Source organism: Pseudoalteromonas sp. NZS100_1 (assembly GCF_015864285.1).
GTDB classification, from domain to species: domain Bacteria; phylum Pseudomonadota; class Gammaproteobacteria; order Enterobacterales; family Alteromonadaceae; genus Pseudoalteromonas; species Pseudoalteromonas arctica.
In genome coordinates this window covers 61,731-86,420 of sequence record NZ_JADYXN010000002.1, presented here as the reverse complement: position 1 = coordinate 86,420, position 24,690 = coordinate 61,731, and the positions used below count along the sequence as shown (strand labels likewise).

General features: G+C 38.6%; 20 protein-coding genes and 3 pseudogenes. 7 read left to right on the top strand and 16 right to left on the bottom strand.

Annotated elements, in window-relative coordinates; translation table 11 throughout:
* Positions 1-46 precede the first annotated feature (46 nt).
* From I6F66_RS01760 to I6F66_RS01750, 3 genes are read right to left on the bottom strand one after another with little or no spacing between them, the layout of a single operon-like run.
* Positions 47-559: an MgtC/SapB family protein gene (locus tag I6F66_RS01760; RefSeq protein WP_165740703.1), complete on the bottom strand. Its 513-nt coding sequence runs from the start codon at positions 557-559 to the stop codon at positions 47-49.
* 8 nt (positions 560-567) lie between these two features.
* On the bottom strand, positions 568-1,680 hold the full coding sequence (locus tag I6F66_RS01755) for a GNAT family N-acetyltransferase/peptidase C39 family protein (RefSeq protein ID WP_197208561.1): 1,113 nt from the start codon (positions 1,678-1,680) through the stop codon (positions 568-570).
* Between the two features lie 4 nt (positions 1,681-1,684).
* On the bottom strand, positions 1,685-3,079 hold the full coding sequence (locus tag I6F66_RS01750) for a RimK family protein (protein ID WP_197208559.1): 1,395 nt from the start codon (positions 3,077-3,079) through the stop codon (positions 1,685-1,687).
* A 308-nt stretch (positions 3,080-3,387) separates the two neighbouring features.
* Here I6F66_RS01750 and I6F66_RS01745 point away from each other — a divergent pair, with 308 nt between their 5' ends.
* On the top strand, positions 3,388-3,726 hold the full coding sequence (locus I6F66_RS01745) for a zinc ribbon domain-containing protein YjdM (RefSeq protein WP_197208557.1): 339 nt from the start codon (positions 3,388-3,390) through the stop codon (positions 3,724-3,726).
* Between the two features lie 190 nt (positions 3,727-3,916).
* On the opposite strand, the gene I6F66_RS01740 is transcribed toward I6F66_RS01745, so the two are convergent.
* Positions 3,917-5,527: an oleate hydratase gene (locus tag I6F66_RS01740; protein ID WP_197208555.1), complete on the bottom strand. Its 1,611-nt coding sequence runs from the start codon at positions 5,525-5,527 to the stop codon at positions 3,917-3,919.
* 312 nt (positions 5,528-5,839) lie between these two features.
* Here I6F66_RS01740 and I6F66_RS01735 point away from each other — a divergent pair.
* Positions 5,840-6,105: pseudogene (locus I6F66_RS01735) on the top strand (transposase); the annotation flags it as partial.
* A 279-nt stretch (positions 6,106-6,384) separates the two neighbouring features.
* On the opposite strand, the gene I6F66_RS01730 reads toward I6F66_RS01735, so the two are convergent.
* From I6F66_RS01730 to I6F66_RS01715, 4 genes and pseudogenes are all read right to left on the bottom strand, one after another.
* The gene (locus tag I6F66_RS01730; protein ID WP_197208553.1) at positions 6,385-6,750 is read right to left on the bottom strand and encodes a hypothetical protein; all 366 of its coding nucleotides are present in this window, start codon (positions 6,748-6,750) and stop codon (positions 6,385-6,387) included.
* Positions 6,751-6,863: 113 nt separating this feature from the next.
* Positions 6,864-8,024: a hypothetical protein gene (locus tag I6F66_RS01725; RefSeq protein ID WP_197208551.1), complete on the bottom strand. Its 1,161-nt coding sequence runs from the start codon at positions 8,022-8,024 to the stop codon at positions 6,864-6,866.
* 216 nt (positions 8,025-8,240) lie between these two features.
* The gene (locus I6F66_RS22505; RefSeq protein ID WP_231611812.1) at positions 8,241-8,342 is read right to left on the bottom strand and encodes a transposase; all 102 of its coding nucleotides are present in this window, start codon (positions 8,340-8,342) and stop codon (positions 8,241-8,243) included.
* Positions 8,343-8,599: 257 nt separating this feature from the next.
* Positions 8,600-8,749 (bottom strand): annotated as a pseudogene (locus tag I6F66_RS01715) (Mobile element protein); the annotation flags it as partial.
* A gap of 73 nt (positions 8,750-8,822) precedes the next feature.
* On the opposite strand from I6F66_RS01715, the pseudogene I6F66_RS01710 reads away from it, so the two are divergent.
* Positions 8,823-9,158 (top strand): annotated as a pseudogene (locus tag I6F66_RS01710) (zinc ribbon domain-containing protein YjdM).
* A gap of 197 nt (positions 9,159-9,355) precedes the next feature.
* Here the strand turns inward: I6F66_RS01710 and I6F66_RS01705 are convergent.
* From I6F66_RS01705 to I6F66_RS01685, 5 genes are all read right to left on the bottom strand, one after another.
* Complete coding sequence (locus I6F66_RS01705; protein WP_197208549.1) at positions 9,356-10,384, bottom strand: hypothetical protein; 1,029 nt, start codon at positions 10,382-10,384, stop codon at positions 9,356-9,358.
* A gap of 144 nt (positions 10,385-10,528) precedes the next feature.
* Positions 10,529-11,005, bottom strand: coding sequence for a GreA/GreB family elongation factor (locus I6F66_RS01700; RefSeq protein WP_197208547.1), 477 nt, complete (start codon positions 11,003-11,005; stop codon positions 10,529-10,531).
* 184 nt (positions 11,006-11,189) lie between these two features.
* Positions 11,190-12,134 (bottom strand): protein translocase subunit SecF, encoded by a 945-nt coding sequence (gene secF / locus I6F66_RS01695; RefSeq protein ID WP_197208545.1) that lies wholly within the window; start codon positions 12,132-12,134, stop codon positions 11,190-11,192.
* Positions 12,127-13,965, bottom strand: a complete 1,839-nt coding sequence (gene secD, locus I6F66_RS01690) for a protein translocase subunit SecD (RefSeq protein WP_197178793.1) — start codon at positions 13,963-13,965, stop codon at positions 12,127-12,129. Before secD ends, secF begins: the two co-directional genes overlap by 8 nt.
* A gap of 111 nt (positions 13,966-14,076) precedes the next feature.
* Positions 14,077-14,538 carry a hypothetical protein gene (locus I6F66_RS01685; protein ID WP_165740708.1) on the bottom strand — a complete coding sequence of 154 codons (462 nt, stop codon included), beginning with the start codon at positions 14,536-14,538 and terminating at the stop codon, positions 14,077-14,079.
* A 108-nt stretch (positions 14,539-14,646) separates the two neighbouring features.
* Here I6F66_RS01685 and I6F66_RS01680 point away from each other — a divergent pair, with 108 nt between their 5' ends.
* From I6F66_RS01680 to I6F66_RS01665, 4 genes are all read left to right on the top strand, one after another.
* Positions 14,647-16,425 carry an ABC transporter ATP-binding protein/permease gene (locus tag I6F66_RS01680; protein WP_197139521.1) on the top strand — a complete coding sequence of 593 codons (1,779 nt, stop codon included), beginning with the start codon at positions 14,647-14,649 and terminating at the stop codon, positions 16,423-16,425.
* A 795-nt stretch (positions 16,426-17,220) separates the two neighbouring features.
* The gene (locus tag I6F66_RS01675) at positions 17,221-19,299 is read left to right on the top strand and encodes a M13 family metallopeptidase (protein WP_197175256.1); all 2,079 of its coding nucleotides are present in this window, start codon (positions 17,221-17,223) and stop codon (positions 19,297-19,299) included.
* Between the two features lie 257 nt (positions 19,300-19,556).
* A complete protein-coding gene (locus I6F66_RS01670) occupies positions 19,557-20,270 on the top strand; it encodes a YebC/PmpR family DNA-binding transcriptional regulator (RefSeq protein WP_010555049.1) in 714 nt (237 codons plus the stop codon).
* A 79-nt stretch (positions 20,271-20,349) separates the two neighbouring features.
* On the top strand, positions 20,350-21,639 hold the full coding sequence (locus I6F66_RS01665) for a leucine-rich repeat domain-containing protein (RefSeq protein ID WP_197208542.1): 1,290 nt from the start codon (positions 20,350-20,352) through the stop codon (positions 21,637-21,639).
* Between the two features lie 86 nt (positions 21,640-21,725).
* On the opposite strand, the gene I6F66_RS01660 is transcribed toward I6F66_RS01665, so the two are convergent.
* The 3 genes from I6F66_RS01660 to eda all read right to left on the bottom strand — a co-directional run bounded on the left by I6F66_RS01660 (position 21,726) and on the right by eda (position 24,676).
* Positions 21,726-22,850 carry a sterol desaturase family protein gene (locus tag I6F66_RS01660; RefSeq protein ID WP_197208540.1) on the bottom strand — a complete coding sequence of 375 codons (1,125 nt, stop codon included), beginning with the start codon at positions 22,848-22,850 and terminating at the stop codon, positions 21,726-21,728.
* 191 nt (positions 22,851-23,041) lie between these two features.
* Positions 23,042-24,046, bottom strand: coding sequence for a type I glyceraldehyde-3-phosphate dehydrogenase (gap, locus tag I6F66_RS01655; protein ID WP_165727417.1), 1,005 nt, complete (start codon positions 24,044-24,046; stop codon positions 23,042-23,044).
* A 9-nt stretch (positions 24,047-24,055) separates the two neighbouring features.
* On the bottom strand, positions 24,056-24,676 hold the full coding sequence (gene eda / locus I6F66_RS01650; RefSeq protein WP_197208537.1) for a bifunctional 4-hydroxy-2-oxoglutarate aldolase/2-dehydro-3-deoxy-phosphogluconate aldolase: 621 nt from the start codon (positions 24,674-24,676) through the stop codon (positions 24,056-24,058).
* Between the last annotated feature and the right edge of the window lie 14 nt (positions 24,677-24,690).

Genomic DNA, 24,690 nt, shown 5'->3' with positions numbered 1-24,690 from the left:
CTTGTTCAAAATGTAATTATTTAAATAGCACTAAAAAACGCCACTTTTAGTGGCGTTCTGATTCGTTAAAATCCTTTCGATAGTAGCGCTTTTGATAGTTTTTTACTTTAGTGTGTACGCCTTTACTTAAGCTTTTAAATTTAGCTTCGAGTACGTCTACACCGTATAAAATACCGACCACCAGCACCGAAAGTTTTATTGCAGCGCCAAGGTTTTCGGTCGCTATCATAACGCCTATTGATGCAAGCACCCAAATAGTCGCGGCTGAGGTTACACCAACCACCGCACCATCTTTTGCAAGCATAACGCCTGCCCCTAAAAAGCCAATGCCTGTAATTATTTGCCCAACCACACGAGAATGATCAATTACATCCCCTTGTAAATTAAACGCAGTGGATAAAAACAAATACGTGCCCAGCGTTATTAGGGCTGATGTACGAATGCCGACAGGTTTACCACGCAATTGGCGCTCTATTCCAATAATGGCACCGCAAAAAGCCGCAGTACCAATAGCTGCCCACGAATACGGGGCTACATCAATTAAATCTAAAAAAGTCACTGTTAACCTTATATTTTATTAGCTATAGCCACCGCCGTTCTTAAACGTTGGCTACCAAACGCTGACATTTTACTAAAATCACTTCGTGCAATAGGTACATATTGGCAATCTATTGCGAGTTGTTTGTCGTTACCGGGCTCGCAAAACGGGTCGTGAACATACACGCAGTGCTCATCAAGGTGTGTAACACACACCCAATGTGGCGACTTTTTACCATCAAAGCTGTATGTACTAATTAATAACAGCACACTAAAGCCTTTACTTAACCACTGCTCAATATGCTCAAGCTCTACATCTTTATGCGTAAGCGGTATGTTTGCTTGCGCTATACCATCTACAAATTGTTGATGCACTGTGGCAAGTACCACTTTTTTGTTCTCGTTACGTACGCCATCTAAAAACAAAGGCTCTGTGGTATTAACCATTACCTCGCTTTTAAAACCCCGCTTGTTAGCGGCAAGTGCCAAACCAAACGGATGGCAACCACCATGACCCGAGGTCATAAAAATAGTGGTACCTTCACGCCAGAGTGCTAACTCATGTGACTGGTTAAGCTCAGTAGTCGGCTCAAGTGCACCCATAGCCATTAATAGCGCAGCAGGTCCGCACGTAAACTCGGTAGTTTGCTGATACCACGGCGTTAAACGCGCCACTTTTAACTCACTTGTTTGTCGAATGTTTTTTTGCATTCGTAGTGCGTCACTGTGGTCGTCGTAATAATCGCTGTATTGACCAAACACTCTGTAGCCTAAGCTTTTATAAAGCCCTATCGCGCCTTCGTTATTTACAGCTACCTCTAAGCGCAGGTAAATACGAGCCCGCTCACACGTTTCTTTTTCAAGGCTAGTAAGCAGTACTTTTGCAATGCCCTTACCTTGCATTGTGGGTAACACAGCAAGCGAATATAAACGCGCTAAACGTGTGCCTTTATGGCACCACACTAGCCCGTAACCGCATAGTTGCTCGCCATTTTCTGCAACAAGTAAAATACCGTGCTTAGCACTTAGCCAACGCTTTAAACTGCGCGGGCTCAATTTATCGTTATTAAAGCAAGCGTTTTCAACGTCAATCAGTGCATTTAAATCACTGCTAAGCGCCTTTCGAATAACAAGGTTGCTCATGTTATTACCCACGGCCTCGCGCTTCTAAGCGTTGTTTAAATTCATCCATAATGATCATATATAGCTCGTCGCCTAAATAGCCGTCTTCTACCTTGTGATCAATACTTGGGTTGTCGTTTACTTCAAGCACGTATGCTTTGCCTTGATGCTCTTTAACATCAACACCATATAAACCCCTACCTACCGTTTTACATGCTTTTAATGCTGCATCTAATACTGCTTTTGGTAACTCAAAGGTTGGCAATGTTTCAAAGCCACCAGAGAAAAACCGTTTAGCGTCGTGGTTATAAATTTGCCAATGGTTACGCGCCATTAAATAACGACATGCATAAATTGCACGGCCATTTAACACACCCACTCGCCAATCGTATTCGGTATACATGTATTCTTGCGCAAGCACTAATGCGCTAAATTCAAACAACTCTGTAAGCTTAGCTTCAAGCTCATCGCGGTTTGACACTTTATAAACACCTTTTGAGAAAGACCCTTCTGGCATTTTTAAAACAAGCGGATACGTAAAGGCTTCTTCTAAGTGAGTAAGCGTTTCATTTGATTGATCAGCCACTACAACTGTTTTTAAACTTGGCACTTTTTGATAATTAAATGCATCGTGTAAATACACTTTATTACAACAACGCAAAATAGACTCAGCATCGTCAATAACCACTAAACCAAGGCTTTGCGCTTTGCTTGCAAGGCGATATGTTGGATGGTCAATCGCTGTAGTTTGGCGAATAAATAACGCATCAAACTGAGCAATGTTATCAATTTCGTCAAAGCTTAGCGCTTGTGCATTAATGCCGTGTTTAGCGGCGGCTTTAATAAAGCGTGCAATGGCGTCTTTATCGCTCGGCGGTACTTTTTCGTTATGATCAACAAGTATTGCCATGTCCCATCTAAAACGACGTTGTACCGAACTAATACGCCACTGTGTTTTAGTAAAGTTATCTAGCTTTGCTACAAAGTCGCTGTACTGCTGCTCGTTTAAAGACGACATCGAACCTTGTTGTAATAAGCCTTGCTCATCAACAAATAAAATAGGCGTTGGGTATTGTTTAAATACCGACTTTGCCGCTTTTGATTGTAAATCGTTTAGTGCATTACCAAAGTAAAGTGTGCCATCTATTTGGCCTACATTTAACATAGGGGCTTGACCACTACGTAATGCGTTTATTGTTTTTACACTTGGCAAAACTTGGTGCTTGCGCGCCTCAGCAAGTAACGAGCAGTAGTAACCTTTGCTCAAGTATTGGCTTGAGTCGCACAGATTAATAATGCGTGTTTTGGGTTCATTTTGTTTTGGGTAATCACGTAAGTAGGTATTAAACGTAATTACATTTTCGAACGATTGAGCAAGCGTTTGCTCGTTGTTATCAACCACAATTAAGGTTTTAAACACGACTTTTCCTAGTTAAGTCAAAATATAAAAAGCATGCTTAAGTAACATTACTAAGCATTATAAATAGAAACACCCATCGTACTAAGTGGAGCATTGTTGCAAATCACTTAATACGATGGGTGCTTTAACAGGTACCTACTGTACGAGTTAGCGCTTAAATTGCTTAAGCGACATGTGCTTTATATGCCCTTTTTATAAAACGCACAAACGAGATATTTTTAGCGTGAAGATGAAAAATATTGATTAACTATATTTTCCACCTAATGCCGATTAAAATACGCAAAACAGTACTTTATAAGAGTTTAAAAATGTTGCTACCTGCTTGCCCAAAATGCCAATGTGAATATGTTTACGAAGACCAACAACTGCTTATTTGCCCCGAGTGCGCTCATGAGTGGAACCCAAATAATACAAACGATGAAGCCGAAATTTTAGTAAAAGATGCCAACGGCACTGTGTTAAGTGATGGCGACAAAGTGACAGTAGCCAAAGATTTAAAAATTAAAGGCAGCTCGCAAGTAATTAAAATTGGCACCAAAGCGGTCGTTAGAAGAGTACTTGATAAAAAAGATCACGAACTAGATTGCAAAGTAGAAGGTATTGGCGAAATGATGGTGACTGCTAAGTTTGTGAAAAAGGCTAACTAGTTTGAATAGGTCGGATAAATGGCGAAGCCATGCCATCCAACAATCAATTCATGAATATTAATAAGCGCATTTATTGTGATAGTAATTAGGATGGGTGTCATCCTAATTACTTCATTAAATAGATAGCTTTTGTTGTTTAATTTTTTATAACTCTCTGATGACACTCGTTACAAACGAGTGTTCGTGGGGATTAATTTAAAATTGCTTTTGCATTTTTTAAGTTATCCCATAGATGGTGTTGACCAAAGTACATTTCAGGTGGCTTTATTGATGGGTCTATTAATTTGTTAATGGCTAATATAGCCCCACGAACACTATATTCGGTTGTGAAAACTATCCCATCTGGTATTTCAACAAATTGTCCTAACAGCGCAAAGTTTTGCGAACCTTTAGGTACAACAGGAGGTCTGTCACCTTCGGCTCTAGGTAAAAATTGAGAAATTCCGTAAGGTAATCTACAAGGTATACAGTAAGATGTTTCAAGAAGTTCTGTTTTTTCATCTTCGTCTAGATCACCCCATAAATGTCCTAAAAGCTCTTCTAAAATCTCTTTTCCAGTACATTCATACATAGGTTTTTTTACAAATTGACCAATATTATCTTCACCTAATGCTGAAACCCAAATTACACAAGTATCTGCCGCTTGACCCGGGTAAAAAGGCTGGCGATAGGTGTGTAAATGCATTATCCATGGAGATTGTGTTAAAGGTAATGGACTTTGTACTCCCATTGGTCGTTCAACTAACCATTGGAATTTTCTTTCAAAAAGATTTCCTCTAAACGTTACGGTAAAGTGCATCATTCTAGAAAGTGAAACATCACGTAAATAACGCTCTGGTCTACCTAAATCTGCTTGTTTTGATACTATGTTTTGCCATAATTGGTAAGCTTCGCCTGGTTTTTCTGCAGGTGTTGTAGATACAGGCTCATCGTGGGAGCCATAAGAATGATTAGAAACAATTGAGCCGATTGTCAAGAATGCCTTGTCTTGTGGTCTAACTTCTATTGAATCTAAGATTTTATCATCTGCATTTTTTAAATGTAAGCGTTCTACCCAGCGTTTATCATCACTTTCTTTAAAATCAACATCCGTAATACAAGTATTATAATGTATTTGAACGCCTTTTTTTGTTAAGAGTTTAATAGCCGGTAGAATGAACGAGTGATAGTTTGTGTAACGTGTACGTTCTAAAGAGGTCATTTTTTCCATATCAGACATACGGTGATAAAATAGTTTCATGTAACGCTTCATCTCTATCGCAGAGTGCCATGGCTGAAAAGCAAAAAGAGCACGCCACATATACCAATAATTACTCTTGAAAAAATCGTCACTAAAATAATCAGTGATTTTAGCATCTGCTGGGATCTTAGATTCTGGTATTTCTATTAATCGAGCCATTTGAAGAGCTTCAGTTGCGCCTAACCCAAGATCGTGCCCAGTATCTTTCTCTCCATTTGCATGTAATAGCCTAACCACAGTGTCCATATTGCATTCTTTAGCATTAGCTTCATAGTCGTCTAGGCAAGATCCAAGTTCGTCATAAGGTATTAATGACCAAAATTCTTTAGTGCAGCAATATACTTTATCTTCGTACATACGACTGCCGCGCATTATGTAAACAGGCTTGCCATCAATCATTTTAAAAGATGCATCCATTGACCCACCGACTAAATCAGTTTCAGTGTTTTTTTCAAAAATGTGAATGTTTTCTGGGGCGAAACCAACTTTCTGCACTAAGTAAACTGCCGCTGATAAGGAACCTAATCCTAATCCGTTTAAATAAATTTTAGAATTGCTCATAGTATGTACTTCGTTAAAAAATAATTTAATAAGTAAGTAAAAATATACTCTTCGACTTTTTTCCGTCAAATGTTTACTTTCACAAATTAAAGTTTAAATGATATAGAATAACTTTAGTCAGTTTTGAGAGAAAACTGTTTGCATAGCTTAGCTTTTTGTATTCCAGTTATTAATTTAATTAGATACTCAAAAAGGACAACAATCAATGAAAGCAGAGCGCCTGCTTTGCTCTGAATAACCAAATCAAGTGTACTGAGCCCATTGATTTAATCTCACTGTTCTATAAAGTGAATAATTTTTTCTATTCTCTTAGCGCGTTACAATGATGCTGCAGAGCTTCAAAAGTACGCGGGTATAGCGCCTGTTATTGAGCGCAGTGGTCAAAAGATGTGGACTCATTGGCGTTATAGTTGCCCCACTTTTTTTAAGGCAAACATTTGTAGAGTGGGCTGGCCTTTAAATGGATAAGGATTGTATTTAGGTGCTGGAAAACGAATGCACCCTACGATGAATCGACGTATTTAGCGGCCTTAAAACGTAGAGGCTCATCACTTTTAAAATTTGCAATTAATAGCTAAATTTTACTAGTCGTCCACCTCAGGGCGTGTTGTTAGCTTTCTTTTTACTGGAAATTGCCACGAGCTTTCAAAACGCCTGATTGCTTAAGAGTAAATAATTGCTCGACATAATTACCATACACTGCGATGGCTGTATTTCCCTTGATTTGATAATACGGTGTAGGAAACCATAATTGCAAATCAGCGTTTTCATAATCACTTATATCGATTAATACAGGATTTAAGAAATCTATTTTTTCTGGTTTTATTTTAGTATTTTCATTATAAGAATGATTGTAGTCATACGTTGAGTATGACCCAGTCCAACGTTTTATAAAGCGGAGTGTATTGATACTTAGAATGATAATAACGTCCATCTTGTAACACTAAATAAAGTAGCACATGATCATATTTTAGAAATGGTGGTTTACCATAGTGGTCAAAGGCGGTAAACATAATCTCCTTGCCATTATACTCACCTAGAACTGGCGCAATGATTTTGTATGTTGATAAATATTGACGATCAAAAGTACGTTCACCTTTATTAGGTTGGACATGCTCAAAACTAACTTTTTCACCTATAAATACAAAATACTTACTATTGTTTTCCTTAGAAAAAACAGAAGCAGATAGTAATAAAGCGATTAGAAAAGATAATATTCTCAAGATTCCACCTGAAAACTAACGCCTCAAACAGAGGCAAAAAATTGTTTGCTAAAATGTTGAGGCACGAAAACAGCAAACTGTTTTTATCCTACTACTTTGCCTTGTTAGCTTCGTTAATTCAACAGGTATCCCCATATATGATCTGAGAAAGTAAACTCAGTTTCTTTAGGGTATAAATGAACAAATAAATACCTCTCATCTGAATTAAATCCTGACACGATCCTGTCAACTGTATAAAGATAATCTTCTTTAACCACTGCAACCATTTTTGATGTTTGATCTGGTTGCTCATAAATTTCTTTACCTACATAAATTGGAGGAGTTAATGTAGGATTATCTTTTTTAGGCCACTTTCTACTAGAGTCAAATTCTTGTTTTTTTAATAGGAAATCTAATAATAAATCTAAGCAATATTTAAAATTATCCGCATTGAATTCATTTGCGGCAAAATTTGAATCATAATCAAAGTGCCACTTACCTTCTTCAGTTTCCACAACACTTGGGGATAATCGGCGGAAGTTTTCAATGTCTACTGTATTTACCCCCCACTCAATACAATCAATTTTTAATTGCTCATGATTGAGTTGTATATAATCAGTTGGTTTTTTTACTTGTTCTGTAATCCACTCTTTATTTGTCGTCCAATGATGAGCTTTAAGCCCCCCCTTACCAAATAGCCCTAAACCTAATCTATTTTTAGAGTTTTTGGGTTCATTTCTCCATCCATAGACAGAAAATTCCCTTTCGTAAGCAACAAAAAAAGCCTTACGTAGATCGATTAAAGATTCAAAGTGCTTTCCATTCTCAGAATGTTCAAGTGCTTCTTTAATAATATTTTTTACTTTCCCTTCTTTGAGAACATCAATTAAGAATACTTCTTGTAATTTGCAACCAACAACATGTAGTAATAGCCCATCAACAAATTTCATTGCAGTGTTGAAGTAATTTACAACAGAGGCAGGTTCAGCGAGTTGACCATAATGCTTAGATATAACACGCTGTTTATTTAATGCTTTAATCGTACCTGACTTTATAACAGGAACTTTGTTTCGTTTTAACTCACCTAGAAGTTCATCAAACGATTTTGATTCCAAGTTTCTTTTTTCATCAATATCTAGTTCATCTAAAGTAGCTAAAACAACCAATTCCACAAAATCTTGTAATAAAATAATGCCAGCAGTACTGGAGTGTTTATCACCAGAGTTAACTAAATATTTCGTTTCTCCATAGATGGATTTTGCAACGAGTAAGGTATTTAAGGTTGAAGGTTTCATCTGACTCCATTAGAAGCTAACGAGCCTGTAGATTAACTCGTTTTTTTATTTGTTTTTATTGAAAACAAACCATAGCCGAGTTCCTATTTTGGTTCAATCGATTACTGTATTTTTACGTAACATATAAAAAAGTGTTTGGTGTTGTTTCAATTGGTGTTTTGGAAGGGATTACAGATGTCTGAGTGGCTTATTTGAGGTTAAAAGGTTCTGCCTTTCTTAATGCATCGTGTTTTGCAGTTTTTCTATATTATGAACAAGGCAATACAGTTGCCATTGCGTATTCACTTGCGTTTGACCTCGTAAGGTCAATTTATTCATGTGTAGTGGTCAATAAAATTTATTCACTGTTATGTTACGCTTTTTATTTAAAGGAAAGCCGGTTCGATACAGCCGAGTCGTTTGCCATTATTTAATAAACAGCTGTCGTTGTCCGATTGGGCTGTCTATTTTTACTTTCATTTTGTCTACATAGCTCAACTTTTTGCGTGTTTAATTATTTATAATAATGCACTCTTCATGCTGTTTTGTTAGATTTTTTCGTAATAGTTAGGATGGGTGTCATCTTAATTATTCTGTTTGTCTTCAACCCAGCCTCGTCGATGTTCGAAAGACTTACCTGTAAAGTGGTCTTCACCACACAGAAAGGCACGACGAACACACCGTGAAATACAGTGATAATATCTTGTATCAACCAAACTTGCTTGACGCTTTCTTGCGATTGCCATAAAACACCCTGCTTATTTTTCACACTTATAATAGCCTAGTAGTTAATTCGCTAAACTGCAAAAATCAGGATCGGTGTCACTGTTATTCTGCCCAAAATGCCAATGTGATTATATTTACGAAGACCAACAACTGCTTGTTTGCCCCGAGTGCGCTCATGAGTGGAACCCAAATAATACAAACGATTAATACGCTATTTGAGTTAAAGATGCCAACGGCACCTTGCTAAATGATGGCGACAAAATGACAGTAGCCAAAGATTTAAAAATTAAAGGCAGCTCGCAAGTAATTAAAATTGGTACCAAAGCGGTAGTTAGAAGAGTGCTTGATAAAAGAGATCACGAACTTGATTGTAAAATAGAAGGTATTGGCGAAATGATAGTAACAGCGGAATTTAGTAAAAAAGGCTAACAATTGAAGTTTAAATGTGTGTTAAATAATTAAGGCGGTAATAAACCGCCTTTTAGGTATTTTAAATTTAGGCTTACATGCCTTTAACTTTATTCATCATAATAATCACCTTATAGAAGATATTATTTATACCTTACCGGAATAGATTCAGAATAACGTAAAATGTTTGTACATACAATTACAAATATAGATAAATTTTAAGTTTCTTCCTCTACATTTATTATAATTGAATCTTCGTCTGGACGTATGTTTTTAAATACAAGCGCGGCATCCATTCCCTTATCTGGTGCTAAAATAATAACGGAATCTGGGTGTCTAGTACAAGATACTCTTATTTTCAACCTTGATGCTGTATTGTTAACTATTTCAAAGCAATATTGACGGGTAAAAAATGCTGGGGTTAATTCAGAGTTTTCCCTTACCTCAGCCCAAGATGAATAGTTACTGCTTAATGTCCCAACTTCTTCCCTATTAAGTTTTATATTATATTTTTCGTGGAATTTATCCGCGGGAAAGTTCTGTGGTTTAACTAACTCTTCCGATCCCATAGAAGGAGTATCAAAAATAAACATATTTAGCCTACCCCAAGGCTTTTTACTTTTTACTGCATCATCCTGAGTCACATAAAACTCACCAAAATTCTCTGTTAAGTCATGATTATGATGGATATTCACTAACTTTGTAACAACAGTTATTTGTGTCTCTATCAAATTATTCTCAAAAGAGCTAATGATCACCTTTCGTGAAACGTAATCAGCTATACAAGATAATTCATTAATTTTTTGCTCAAGATACCGCATATGTGCAGAACTTGGATCTATTTCTGGAAAAAAATGATTTATTTTTGTTATTAATTTATCATTTTTTGCTTCTTTCCTCGAGCTCAAAAAACTAATAAACCACGCCATGATTCCTATAAATACGAAAAACCAATAATCCTGCTCTGCAGATGCGTAAAAAGAAATTATGTATGAATCAGAAGATTCTTTGATTTTTAAATCCGCATACAATCCAACTAACTCTGATAAATAAACTCCATTATAGAGCCCAAAAAGCAATAATCCTAAACCATATAAGCCTGTAACGATAAACAGTATTAATACGGTATTTTCCATCACCCAACTGATAAAAGAAATCTTTAGTCTTTTAAATAAACCTAGTGTTTTATTTTTTTGACTTAAATTACTTTCAGATTTTTGTTGATTTATTCTTTCGTTATCTTCCATGAATACCTCAAAGAAAAAGTTATTTGTGTGACACATTAGCAAAATCGCAGATCAAGGTCTATTTTCCTAATTCATACATAAAAACTTGAAATAGGAAATCTAAAAACTTAATTTCATATATTTCAAAAATTACATATTTTAGCTTTATAAAATCTCTACAACCATATATTCGTGGACTTTACCTGCTATTGTTAACGTAATTTCATCATCAATCTGTTTATTTAATAACTGCTTACCCATTGGTGCGCCGGGTGTTACAACGGCAATGGAATGCTGTTTAACGTTTACTGTTAAACCACCAGCGGCTGGGCCTAAATAAAACCATTTTTGCGCTGCGTTATCATCTTCTAAACACACCAGCGAACCGATAGCTATTTTGTCGGTTGGTTTTTCGTTAAAGGCAGGTTCAAACAATTCTATGCTTTTATAGCAATCGTTTACGCGCTGGGCTTGGCCTTGTGCTAAATAAGCGGCTTCGAGCCCTAGGGTATCGTATTTATTTTCGGCTATGTTTTCTTCATGTGTGGCGGTGTCGTGCGCAGTTTTTGCCGCTACTTTTGCTGTTGTAAGCTGCGCTTCTAGTGCAAAACGAAGATGTTCGATAACGTGGGTTTTATTCATGGGGATTAATACAATACAGGCTGTAAAAAATAAGGCAGTTAGTTTAACATTTTTGCGGGGCTTAAAACCATTGTTTTAAACCCCGCTAGGTTGGTTGGAATACCCCAGGGTTAAATAAGCATTAAACTAGCAAAGAGCCATTGATTGGTTGGTACGGCTCTTTGCTTGTGCTTTATTAAAAACCTTATGGCATATCTAATAATGTTTGCGTGTGAGCATCTACTTTAACTTCGTAGTTTTTAGCGCTTAAGCCCAATAGTTCTGGCAAGGTTGCCGCTATACATATAGACGAGAACGTACCCACTACAATGCCGGTAAATAATGCAATAGCAAAGCCTTGCAGTGGTGCGCCTGCAAGTAACCAAACGCTGGCAACCGTAGCAAGTGTGGTACCCGACGTTATTAAGGTACGTGTTAGCGTACTTTTAATCGCATTATTAATAATAGTCGCTGGGCTAAGTACATTGTTTGATTTGACACGTAAAAGCTCGCGTACTCTATCTCCCACTATTATTGAGTCGTTAAGTGAGTAACCAATAATAGCCAGTAAGCTGGCCAGCACGGTTAGGTTAAACTCAATTTGTAATAGTGAAAATAACCCAAGTACGAGTATTAAATCGTGCACTAGCGCAACCACAGAGCCAACAGCTAAACGCCATTCAAAACGCACTGCAAGGTAAAGCATTACCGCAATCATTGCAGTAAACATGGCTAAACAGCCTTGATCAAATAACTCATCGCCCACTTGCGAGCCAATATAGGCCGACGATAAAACCTGTGCGTTTATATAATCGTTTTGTGTAACAGCGCTTTGCCAATCAAGGCTATTAGCTGTTGTTGATGTAGTTGATGTACTTGGCGCTTCTCTTAATTGAAAATGGCTATTACCTTGCGCGGTTAGCTCAAAATCACCGTTGTGATTTTTAGCAATAAACGATTGAAGCTCTTTTAGTTCAACACTTTGGTTGGTTGTAAACTCAGTTAAATAACCGCCGGTAAAATCCAGGCCGAAATTTAGCCCTTTTTGCGTAAGCGTAAATACCGATAGCAGCACTAAAATAGCACTTAAAAGCATACCCATAAAACGTAAACGTGTGCCCTTTTCACCTTTCAAAAAAGTGTTAAGCATGTGCTTTTACTCCTGCTTTTTTACCCATTTTTAAATACAACGTTTGGCTTAATATTTTTGATACGTACACACCTGTAAATACAGACGTTAAAAGCCCCAGTGCGAGTGTAATGGCAAAACCTTTAACGGGCCCATAGCCTATGCCATATAAAATAAGTGCGGTGATCATGGTGGTTATATTGGCATCAAATATTGTATTTGCGGCTTGTTTATACCCCTCTTGAATAGCCTGATACGGTGCACGGCCTTGGCGGCGCTCTTCTTTAATGCGTTCAAATATTATTACGTTAGTGTCTACCGCCATACCTATAGTTAGCACTAGGCCTGCAATACCCGGCAGCGTTAACACAACCCCTGGTAATAATGACATTAAACCCACAAGCGACGTTAAATTTAATATAAGTGCCACGTTTGCAATAAGGCCTAAACGGCGATACCAAAGCGCCATAAATGCAAGGGTAATACCCATACCTAACATAAGCGCAGCTAAGCCATTACTAATGTTTTCGCTGCCGAGGCTTGGCCCTATTGTTTGTTCGTGCACAATTGTAACGGGCGCGGTAAGCGAGCCTGCACGTAGTAGCAATGCAAGGTCGGCTGCAGCTTGTTGGCTTTTCATATTGGTAATACTAAAACGCGAACTTAAATGCTGAGCAATATTAGCAACATTAATAACTTCGCTTTTTTTAACTACTTCGCCTTTAGCATTTTGAGAGTACTCAGAGTAGACCGTCGCCATTGGCTTACCAATATTGGCTTTTGAAAACGCCGACATTGCATCCCCGCCTTGGCCGTCTAGGCTTAGCTGTACCAGTGGTTTACCCCAATCGTCGCGGCCTATGTTTGCATTATTAATATGGTCTCCTGTAAAAATTGGCACAGGGTCAAGCTCAATCGTACCGCCCGATTGCATATTAAATGTTTGTCCGCCTATTTCTTTTAATTGATAAAAACCAAGCGATGCAGTTGCACCAATAATACGTTTTGCTTCGGTTGGATCTTGCACACCTGGTAGCTCTATACGAATGCGATGTTTGCCTTGTTGCTGTGTTACCGCTTCGGTAATACCTAACTCTTCAATACGTGAACGAAGAGTTGTAAGGGTTTGCCCCATTACTTCTTTATCAAACGCACTGCGGCCTTGCTCTGAATAACTAAATTTGGCGGTTTTAACGCTGCCGTTATTGCTTGTTACAACGGCTAAATTAGCAAAGCGGCTTTGTAGCTCTTCAATAACAGGGGTTAACTTGTCGGTTGCATTAGGCAATGCGTTTATTTCAAACCCGTGCTGAGTTTGCTGCGCTTTTATACCATGTGCTTTTTGCTTAATAATAATTGATTTAGCTTGTTGATACGCACTGACTAATTGCTCATCAACGGCTTTATCTAAATCTACGTCTAGTACAAATAGCACACCGCCATTTAAATCAAGGCCCAGCTTTATTGGCGATAAACCAAAATCTTGTAACCATGTAGGGCTGGTTGCATGCTCAACAATTTTTACTTGCGTGTTTGGGTATTGCGCTTTTATAGCCGCTTGCGCCTGAGCGCTTTTAGTTGGCTCGTTTAAAAGTACATTAATAGTTGACTGTTTATCTACGCCCTGCTCAACCTCAAGCCCTTGGTTATTTAAAAAGGTAACTAGGGTTTTAGTGCTCGGTAAAGATTGTGTTTCGCTGTGCGGAGCAGTACTGATGTGCAACCACGATTTATTTGGATATAGGTTTGGTAATGCGCTAATAGCTAATAATACCAATACTATTAGCATGGCTATATAGCTTAATTTGAACTTAGCCGTAGACGGCTTTTTATCTTTTTTAAAACTTAACATGTTTAATCCTTACTATCAGCCATTAGCTGATAACGTACTTTTTAAAAGCACAATTAATCTGCAGGCTAAAACTTTAAAAGTTAAAACCTAAATAAAATTAAATAAGGAAAATTAAGCGTGGTAGGTAGTGACAGCAGTGTAGAGTAAGTTAACGTCTTTCCAGCCACTCAAACGCGACTTTTTACTATTAGTAACAAACGTGTACCAAGGTTGTATAGGGTTAACAGCGCGTGGTTTTAAAAATATATGCCTAACAAGGTTTTGAGCAAAAAATTCAAAAACAACATCGTATTCAGACTCACTTTGAACAGTGTGCAAAAACAATGATGAATTATTGGCAGTTAACCTTGGTTGGTGCGCGTCAAAATCGGTTTGATGCGTTTTTTTATGCTGCGTAGTATCTACAGACTTAGTAATAGGCTGTATTTTAGTTAGATCGGTAATATCAGTAAGCGAAACCTGCGTACTTACATTAATATTTAAATTTTGTGAGGCGTCCATAGCATTGCTTTGCACACTAAAAAGTGCAGCAAGTAGCAAAAAGGCAGTTAAAAACACTCTAAATTTAAACATTCACGTTTTAAAACTAAAATAAGGGATGCGTAGTATATAAGGGCTAGTATTTGAAATACAATAGCCTTTAGTTATTTACTATCTATTTTAATTTTACTGAGACTTTTAATGCGCCCCAGACAAAGCAGTGAAAAACGACCAGACGCCATGAATTTACGCCAAAGTGTAAAAACACTGTGGCCCTACCTTACAAAATTTAAAGGCCGTGTTTTTATTGCACTTATGGCGCTTATAGGCGCAAAAGGTGCCACGCTTTTAATGCCTTGGGCACTTAAAGAAATAATAGACTCGGTTGATAAGTCGATTAACCCACTGCTAGTTATTCCCGCTTTATTGTTATTGATGTACGGCGCGCTGCGTTTTGCCAGTGTATTTTTAGGTGAAATAAGAGATGCTGTATTTTCGCGCGTAACCGAGCACGCCATGCGTGATATTGGTTTAAAAGTATTTAAGCATTTGCACTCGCTTGAGCTGGCTTTTCATTTAGACAGGCAAACTGGCGGTATTAGCCGCGATATAGAACGCGGTACTAGCGGGTTAAGTTTTTTAATGCGTTTTTTAATGTTTAACATTGTGCCTACTTTGTTTGAAATACTGACCGTTGCGATTATTTTTGGCACGTTGTTTTCTGTTTGGTTTGCGCTTATTACATTACTGGCCGTCGCTATTTATATTACTTTTACTGTGGTGGTTACTCAGTGGCGAAACCGCTTTATTAGAGAAGCAAATGCTGCCGACAATCAAAGTAATACCCGCGCCATAGACAGCCTACTTAATTATGAAACTGTAAAATATTTTAATAATGAGCAGTTTGAAGCAAAAACATACGACACCTTTTTAGCAAACTGGGAAAAAGCCCGTTTAAAAAATAGAATGTCGTTGCTCGCGCTCAATTCAGGCCAAGCGCTTATTATTGCTTGTGCTATTACCGCGTTAATGTGGTTGGGCTCAACCGAAGTAGTTGCAGGTGCGCTCTCTATTGGTGAACTTGTGATGATTAACGCGTATATGATTCAATTATTTTTACCGCTTAACTTTTTAGGTTTTGTGTACCGCGAAATAAGACGCGCGCTAACCGATCTTGAAAATATGCTTGGGCTACTTAACAAAAAACCACAAATAACCGATGCACTTAATGCAAAAGAACTCAATATTAGCCAAGGTGAAATAACATTTAAAAATGTAAGTTTTAGTTACGATGCGCATCGCCCTATTCTTAATAACCTTAGCTTTAGTGTTAAAGCTGGCAGCAAAGTAGCCATTGTTGGTGCCAGTGGTGCTGGTAAAAGCTCATTAGCCCGACTTCTTTATCGTTTTTATGATGTAAGCGGTGGTGAAATTAGTATTGATAATCAAGCCATAAATTCAGTAACACTTAATAGTTTACGAAAAGCCATTGCAATAGTCCCGCAAGATACCGTGCTGTTTAACACGACTATTCGTGAAAATATCGCTTACGGTAGGCCATCAGCAAGCGATGCAGAAATTGATGAAGCCATTGCTATGGCGCATTTAAAAAACTTTATAGCAACTCTTGATAAAGGCGATAAAACGCTGGTTGGCGAGCGCGGTTTAAAAGTATCCGGCGGCGAAAAACAGCGTATTGCTATTGCGCGCGCTATTTTGAAAAAGTCCCCTATTTTAATTTTTGATGAAGCAACTTCTGCTCTCGACTCTCATTCTGAGCAAGCTATACTCGCAGCAATGCGTGAAGTTGCCAGTAACCATACGAGTATTGTTATTGCCCATCGCCTTTCTACTATTACCGATGCAGACACCATTATTGTGCTCAAAGCCGGACAAATTATTGAGCAAGGTAAGCACGATGAGTTACTTGCACTCGCCGGAGAATACGCTCGTATGTGGGAACTACAGCATAAAAAATAAGGGATAGTAGGCGTGAGTTTACCTCGCGCTTTTTGAGCTAATTTAAACAATCGCGGCATAAAGCCCCGCCTACACATAAATTTAAGCCCCAGCCCACGAATACATCTAAGCATCGCTATTAAACCGTAGGCGTGAGTTTACCTCGCGCTTTTTGAGCTAATTTAAACAAGCGCGGCATAAAGCCTCGCCTACACATAAATTTAAGCCCCAGCCCACGAATACATCTAAGCATCGCTATTAAATATAGGCAGGAGTTTACCTCGCGCTTTTTGAGCCAATTTAAACAAGCGCGGCATAAAGCCCCGCCTACACATAAATTTAAGCCCCAGCCCACGAATACATCTAAACATCGCTATTAAACCGTAGGCGTGAGTTTACCTCGTGCTTTTTGAGCTAACTTAAACAAGCGCGGCATAAAGCCGCGCCTACAAATAAATTAAAGCCGTAGCCCACGAATAAATCGAAACATTGCTGTTAAACCGTAGGTGTGAGTTTACCTCGCACTTTTTGAGCTAACTTAAACAAGCGCGGCATAAAGCCCCGCCTACACATAAATTTAAGCCTCAAGCCCACGAATAAATCGAAACATCGCTATTAACTGTGGGCGGGAGTTTACCTCGCGCTTTTAATCTTGCTCTTCTTGCTTAATCTAAGCTTTATCGAGCGCTGTGGTGATTCACCTCAAAAGGTTTGTTTGTATGATTAATATCAATAACAATCGATAAGTTAAATATTCATAACAATAAAAATGATTCATACCTATTTGAATCCAAAAAAGCTCCTCAGGGGAACATAATGAAAAAGAGTTTAATTGCCGCAGCATTAGCTGCCACATTTATTACCGGTTGTTCAGAGCCGCAAACAACAAAAACAGACGAGCAACAACCTAAAGTAGCCACAGCAACAGTGGCAGAAAAAGCAGAATTAGGTAGTTTTGGTGTTGATTTAACAGCCCGTAACGAAGCCGTTAAACCAGGCGATGACTTTTTTATGTATGCCAGTGGCACATGGTATGACAACTACGAAATGCCTGCAGATAAAACCCGCTACGGTGCATTTTCAGGGTTAGCTGAGCGAAGCGAAGGCGATGTTAAAGCTATTATTGAAGAAATAGCAGCACGTAAAGATTTAAACGCAGAAGAAAAACTCGTTGCTGATTTTTACAACGCCTATATGGATACCGAGACACTTAATAAACTAGGTGTAGCGCCTATCAAGCCATTGTTAAGTGAAATTAGTGATATATCGTCGACTGACGATTTAGCTGAAATGTTTGGTAAGTCTTGGTTAACCGGTAATAAAGCCCCTTTTGGCGGCGGTATGTGGTTTAATCGCCTAGACCCTAACAAATATGAAATGTCACTAGGTGCGGGTGGGTTAGGCCTACCAGATCGCTCTTACTACCTTGAAGACGCTGAGCGCTTTGTAAAAACCCGTACAGCTTATGTTGCTCACATTGCTGACATGCTTGAGTTTGCAGGCACTGAAAATACCGCTAAGCGTGCTCAAGCAATTGTTGATCTTGAAACTAAAATTGCACAAGGTCATTGGCCTCGTGAAAAGCGCCGTAATCGCGATTTAACCCTAAACCAAGTTGAACGTGCCGATTTAAGCACTGCTTATCCTGGCTTTAACTGGGATTTATACTTTGCGCAAACAGGTTATAAAGTACCTCAGTTAAATGTATCTCAGCCTGAGCCAATAAAAGCGATGATTGAGCTAATCAATCAAGAAGATATTGCAGTATGGAAAGACTACCTAACGTATCACGCTATTAGCGGTAACGCAGGTTTACTATCAGAGGACGTATTTAATACTAATTTTGCTTTTTTTGGTAAAGAACTAAACGGACAACAAGAACCTCGTCCTCGATGGAAACGTGCAATAAGTGAAATGTCAGGCACAAGTTCGCTTGGTTTTGCTATTGGTAAAATATACGTAGCGCGTTACTTCCCTGAGTCATCAAAACAACAAATGTCAGAGCTAGTTGAAAACCTTCGTACAGCCCTTGGTGAACGTATTGATAACCTAGAGTGGATGGGCGATGCAACTAAAGTAAATGCGCGCGCTAAACTGGCTGCATTTGTACCAAAAATTGGTTACCCCGATGTATGGCAGTCTTATGATGGTTTAAGCATTACTAAAAACGATTTGATTGGTAATGTGAAAAACATGCGTGATTTTTTCCACGCAGAAAGTGTTGAAAAAGAGCTACAAAAAACAGACCGTAACCGCTGGGGCATGACGCCACAACGCGTAAACGCTTACTACAATAGCTCGTTTAATGAAATTGTATTTCCGGCTGCGATATTACAACCGCCGTTTTTCGATCCAAATGCCGATCCGGCTGTAAACTATGGCGGTATTGGCGCTGTAATTGGTCACGAAATGGGTCATGGATTTGACGATCAGGGTTCAAAATCAGACGAAAACGGTGTGCAACGTAATTGGTGGACTGATGCTGACCGCGCTGCATTTGACAAAAAAGCCGATCAACTGGCTGCGCAGTACAGTAAATACGAGCCAATTGAAGGTAATTTTGTTAATGGTCGAAATAGCCTTGGCGAAAATATTGGTGATGTGGGTGGTTTGTCAATGGCCTATCATGCGTACAAGCTAAGTTTAAATGGTAAAGAAGCGCCTGTAATAGACGGCGTGACTGGCGATCAACGTTTCTTCCTTGCGTGGGCACAAGTATGGAAAGAAAAACGTACTGAGCAAAGCATGCTTAACCAACTGCGTGGTGGCACGCATGCCCCAGGTCGCTTTAGAGCACAAGCGCCACGTAACCACGATGCATGGTACAAAGCGTTTGATGTAAAGCAAGGCGATGAGTTATACCTTCCTGAAGATGAACGTGTACGTATTTGGTAAGTAATACTTACATTTTATTACTTAGTAAGGCAACCTGTTATACAGGTTGCCTTTTTTATTGAGTTAAATTTACAATAATAGATATAATTCCAACGTCTAAATCCCTCGATAATCCCTCACTAAAATGCACTTTAGATGGACTTTAAACGCTACAGTTTTAATCGGCTTTAATACTTACTAGCCCTTGAATGCATTTACCTTTAGAATACGCATTATAATTTTATTCTATTATTTACATATATTAAGGCGAAACGCAGATGGGAAGAGCTTACCAAAACAAAAAAGATTCAATGGCTAAGACTGCGGGTGCTAAAACTAAAGTTTATTCTAAGTACGGCAAAGAAATTTATATTTGTGCTAAAAACGGCGGTGTAGATCCAGATGGTAACTTATCATTACGTCGTTTAATTGAACGCGCTAAAAAAGACCAAGTACCAGCACACGTTATTGACCGCGCAATCGACAAAGCAAAAGGTGGCGGCGGCGAAGACTACTCAGCAACACGTTACGAAGGTTACGGCCCTGGTAACTGTATGATTATTGTTGACTGTTTAACAGACAACAACAAGCGTACCTTTGCTGATGTACGTGTTTGTTTTACCAAAGCAAATGCTAAAATTGGCGCTCAAAACTCTGTTTCACATTTATTTGATCACCTTGCTATTTTTGTATTTGACGGTGATGACGACGAAGCAGTACTTGAAGCCCTTATGATGGCTGATGTTGATGTAACTGACGTAGAAGTAGATGACGGTAAAGTCACTGTTTTTGCTCCTCACACAGAGTATAACAATACACGTACAGCGCTTGAAGAAATGGGCGTGACTGAATTTGACGAAGACCTAATTAGCTTTGTGCCACAAATTGAAACGCCAATTGAAGGCGAAGACGTTGAAGTTATGGAACGCTTTTTAGCCATGCTAGAAGATTGCGACGACGTACAAAACGTTTACCATAACGCGCAATTCTAAAGAACAATTTAGTAAGTTAGAACGATTTTAAGCCAACAGCTATGTTGGCTTTTTTATTTTTAGAACGTGGTATAAATATATGAATTCCCTTGAAGAGCTTAAAAGTGGCAAGCTTGTTGGTGCTACTCGCCTGCAATTAGTAGAAGAGCTAACCACATTTCCTGAAGAAATTTTTAGCTTAGCTAACACGCTTGAAGTGCTCGATTTATCAAATAATAAATTATCAACACTACCTGATGAATTTGCCTGTTTAACACGCCTTAAGCGAGTATTTTTATCGTTTAATCAGTTTAAGCATATTCCTGCGGTTTTAGCTAAGTGCCCTGCTCTGATAATGGTTGCATTTAAGGGCTGTAAAATAACTGAGTTTAGTGATTATTGTTTACCAAAAAATATTGAATGGCTCATACTCACCGACAACAACATTACTGAGCTGCCTCAAACCTTTGGCCAATTTACACAGCTTAAAAAGCTCGCACTTGCGGGCAATCAACTTAAGCAACTGCCAAGTAGCATGGCGCAGTGTAAAAACCTTGAGCTTGTTAGGCTCTCTGCTAATAACTTAACACACGTAGACGACTGGCTTTTTGAACTGCCTAAACTTGCTTGGCTGGCGTTTGCCGGTAACGATTTTAATAAAGCTCAGTGCCTTACAAAGTGCAGCTTAGAAAATAAACCGCTTAACGATTACACGCTTAGCCATGTTATTGGTCAAGGTGCCTCGGGCGTTATTCATTTAGCAAAATCGGCTGATAACTCTGTAGCAATTAAATTATTTAAAGGTGCAATTACCAGCGACGGCTACCCGCTTGATGAAGTAAATTGCTGCTTACAAGCAGGCGACCACGCTAGTTTAATTAAGGTGCTTGCTTATATTGAACAAAGTGGTCAGCTAGGCTTAGTGATGGAACTAATAGATAAGAGCTTCGCTAATTTAGGCCTGCCTCCAAGCCTCGAAACCTGTACGCGTGATACCTTTAACAATGATTGCCATTACTCAACTCAGGCTATTTTAAAAATTGCACAGCAAATGGTAAGTACCTTACATCACTTGCATGTTTTTAAAGTAAGTCACGGCGACATTTATGCGCATAACACTATGATTAACCAAGACCATGATGTTTTGTTTGGTGATTTTGGTGCTTCTACTAATTTAGCAATGCTCAGTGAGTATCAACAAAAGCAGTTAGAGCTTATAGAAGTAAGAGCCTTGGGCTGTTTAATTGAAGACTTATTAGGCACGGTTACCGGCGATGATAGGCAAAGTGAGCTATTTGGTGAAATGTCCGATATGGCAAAACGCGCTATGCAACCTGTATTAAATCAAAGGCCTAAATTTACTGAGTTATTAGAAGAACTAAATATATAACTCAGTATTAATTAAATAAATTCTAAAAGGGAGCAACGTATAACACGTTGCTCCCTTTTAGTTTGTATTTATTCGAACTTTTGAATCTATTTAGTGCGCTTAAACGGATAAACCTGTTGTTTAAGCATACCTATCGGCATGTAATCCCCGACTACACCGTATGCTTTTGGCCACTCTTTTTGACCTTTAACAGCAGTACCAAACGCGTAGTCTAAAAACGAAAAGTGCGCAGCGTAGTTGCGGTCAATCGCGTCTTTATCTGACGCATGATGCCAATGATGAAACTGCGGTGTAACCATGAAATATTTTAGCCAACCAAATCTAACGCGTACATTTGCATGATTAAACACAGCCTGCAAACCCACAATAATGACGTACAAACTAATTATTTGCTGTGAAAACCCAAGTACAAATATGGGCGTGAGCACTAAGCTGCGAGTAACCAGTATTTCAAGAATATGCTGGCGAGAGCCCGCTAACCAATCCATTTCTTTGGCGCTGTGATGTACACCATGAAAACGCCATAATAAAGGAACTTCGTGATAAGCGCGATGCACCCAATATTGCATTAAATCGGCCACGAGTATAATTAAAAACAACTGCACTACAAATGGTGTTTGCTCTATATAACCTTGAATAGTCGATGATACAGCCCAGCCAAAGCCATAATGCACAAAGTGGTTAGTAACGAGTAATACAAAACCAATAATTAAATGATTTACAAAAAAGTGGTTTAAATCGCCCCGCCATTCGCTACGTAATATTTTTTGATCTTTACGATGTGGTAATAGCTTTTCAATCACGATAAATATAAGCGTTGAGCCGAGCAAATCTAAAATAAACCAATCAAGCCCTATGTAAGGCGTGTCGCTTGCAAACTCGTTTACCTCAACGTTTGGTCCGCCAAACATAATTGCCAGAATAATAAAAAACCACGCTGTAGCTCCTAAGCGTTTATTGGTATTACGTACAAAGTTAAGTAGCCCCAAACTACCCGAGACCAATAATGATGCAAACATAAGCTGACGTAAAAAATCGACACTGTAGCTTTTTCTCAGCTCTGGTGTGGTTAAGTATTCAGGAAAGTGAAAAGCTAAGACGCCTAAGCAACTCAGTATTGCTAAAAAGCAGGCTATGTAGCCACTTATGTTCCCCTCACCTATTTGTAGATGATTTGTGCGAAATATTTTTCGTGATAAAGCTCTGATCATTTTTATTATTCCTTGCTTCGTTTAAATATAACGAGATTTCCATGACCCAATATTAACAAAATTTAGGATATAAAAAATATAAATAGTTCCCTCCATAGTCTGAGTTGCAAATATACAGATAAGCCAAACACAAAAAAGCCACGCAATGCGTGGCTTGGTTGGATAAAGCTAAAACTTTACAACACTAGGGCTTATAAAAATGCACCTAATGCTTTAACTTGGTCTAACATGCGGTTTGAGAAACCCCATTCGTTGTCGTACCAAGCCATTACTTTTACTAGATTGCCATCGGCTTTAGTTTGCGTTGCATCAAAGATAGATGACGCAGGGTTATGGTTAAAGTCGATAGAAACAAGCGGAAGCTCATTATATTGTAAAATATCTTTCATTGAACCCGTTGACGCTTCTTTCATGATTGCATTGATTTCTTCTGCAGTCGTATCGCGCTTAGTAATAAACGTAAAATCAACTAAAGATACGTTGATTGTTGGTACACGTACCGACATACCGTCTAATTTACCAGCAAGTTCTGGTAATACTAAACCAACAGCTGCCGCAGCACCTGTTTTAGTTGGGATCATAGATTGAGTTGCACTACGAGCACGGTATAGATCAGGGTGGTATACGTCAGATAAATTTTGATCATTCGTATAAGAATGAATAGTAGTCATGCTACCTTTTTCAATACCTACTGTGTCGTTAATTGCTTTTGCAAGCGGTGCTAAACAGTTAGTAGTACAAGAAGCATTAGAGATGATGTGGCTATCAGCGTTAATTACATCGCTGTTTACACCATGAACCACTGTTGCATCCATATCTTTACCTGGAGCAGAAACGATTACTTTTTTAGCGCCTGCAGTAATATGTTTAGCTGCATCTTCGCGTTTAGTGAAAAAACCAGTACATTCTAAAACGATATCTACATTTAGTGCTTTCCACGGTAAGTTTGCAGGGTCACGCTCTTGCGTTAACGTTATTACGTCATCGTCAATTAACATGGTGTTATTTTCAAGTGTTACTTTTTTAGAAAATTGACCATGAACTGAGTCATACTGCGTTAAATGTGCATTAACGTTAGCAGGTGCTAAATCGTTAATTGCTACAATTTTAATTTCGCTGTTTTGAGCTGACTCATAAAGTGCACGTAAAACATTTCTACCGATACGGCCGTAACCGTTAATTGCTACATTAATCATTTTAGACTCCTATTTAAGTTCACTTGCTTGGCGAGCAAGCGCTTCAATTGCTTGCCAGTCTTTATTTTCAATTAGTTGTTTATCTAGCATCCACGTACCACCAACACATATAACGTTATTAAGCGCTAAATAATTAGGTGCGATTGCTAAGCTTATGCCACCAGTTGGGCAAAAAGTAATGTGTGGTAATGGGCCACCGATTGATTTGAGCATAGCCGTTCCACCTGCAGCTTCTGCTGGGAAGAATTTTAAATACTTAAAACCGTGCGACGCAAGTTGCATAACTTCACTTGCAGTTGCAGCGCCTGGTAAAAATGGTATATCTGATGTTTTAGCCAAAGCAATAAGCTCATCGCTCACACCTGGACTCACCATAAAATCTGCACCAGCGGCAACCGAAAGATCAAAACTTGCTTTATCTACTACCGTACCAGTACCTACATAGGCTTCAGGTACTTCTGCTTTCATCAGCTTTACAGCTTCTGCAGCAATAGGTGTACGTAGTGTTATTTCTAAGGCTTTTAAGCCACCGTTATATAACGCTCTTGCAAGTGGTGCTGCATCTTCTAATTTTTCGATTACAACCACTGGCACTACGGGTGCCGATGCTAAGATTTTTTCAATACTCATTACTTGTTCCTCAT